The 1,222-nt window shown below is 43.3% G+C and carries 1 protein-coding gene; it reads right to left on the reverse strand.

Annotated elements, in window-relative coordinates:
- Positions 1 to 224: 224 nt before the first annotated feature.
- The gene (locus tag V7R39_RS17685) at positions 225 to 1,220 is read right to left on the reverse strand and encodes an IS110 family transposase (protein WP_334032273.1); all 996 of its coding nucleotides are present in this window, start codon (positions 1,218 to 1,220) and stop codon (positions 225 to 227) included.
- Positions 1,221 to 1,222 lie beyond the last annotated feature (2 nt).

A 1,222-nucleotide genomic window follows, 5' to 3' on the forward strand; every position in this document is an offset into this window, starting at 1 on the left:
CGCTTATGTGGACTCCCCCTTTGTCAACAACATTATTAGCCAGTTAAAGAATAAATGCGTGCTTATGTACGAGCTCTAATAGGGAAGCTATCCCAGGCTCTATGATATTTACGCGAACTTGTTGTCAAATCTCGATAACGAGCTCGAAGCTCTGAGCGAAGCACTGACTAAACAAGCTGATTTTCATCTTTTTTGAGCATTTTTGTTGTTGGGCAAAACCTCTATTAAGCAGCGAGTAGTTCTGCTTTGTATTCTGTGCCATTTGTAAGCATCGCGAATGCCGTTCTTACTGTTTTATTTGCTAGCGCGACCGCTGTGCAGCGCTTACCCCTGCGTTCAACCATCTGCTGGATCCACATCTCTTTTTTGGTTTTTGCTGGTCGTCTCATCGCCTGATTAACTGCTGACATTGCACCGCTAACTAAGCAACTTCGTAGCATATTATTTTTAACGTACTTGCCCACCGAGCCCAATTTTACTTTACCGCCCGACGAATGTTGAATAGGCGTTAAACCAATACAGGCAGATGCATCGCGACCTTTTTCAAATTGCCCCATCTCTCCACAGCCCAGTGCCATATAAAGATTCACAGCGTTTAACGGACCTACACCTTCTAGGGCCTGTAGCGATTTACATATTTCGTGGCCGTTTGCTGCTTTTTCTAAATATAAATCGTACTGCTTTATCGACTCAATACCACGCTGGAGTTGTTGCCAGCTAGTACTGAGAGCTTGCCTAAAAACCATGGAAAAGCCATTTTCAGCATCTTCCAGTACACCTTCAACAACGCCACTTAACCCTCCCTGACTAGGCGAGATTCGGATATTAAACTCTAGCAATAAAGATTTAATTTGTTGCTGCATTGCGACTTTATGCTTAACGGCCAACTCTCGCAGACGAACCAAGGTTTGTAGCTCTTGCTGCTCTTTTGATTTGCCGTTAATAAACGAAACATCGGTGAGTTGAGCAGCTTGCGCAACCGCTAAGGCGTCGTTTTTATCTGTTTTCTGATTTTGCCTAACACTAGCAACCAATTTTGCTGAAATTAATCGAGCATCATGCCCATATTCCAACGCTTTTTGCTTCCAGTAGTTTGATGTACTACATGCTTCTAAAACAATTGTCATTGGTTTTGACGACGCTAGCCAAGAACCAAATTCTATCGGTGTCATCGCCTGATTAGACTGCACCTTGTTGCGTTTACAAACGCAAACCTGAATTT

This window comes from Alteromonas sp. P256 (genome assembly GCF_036864455.1).
Classification (GTDB): Bacteria; Pseudomonadota; Gammaproteobacteria; order Enterobacterales; family Alteromonadaceae; genus Alteromonas.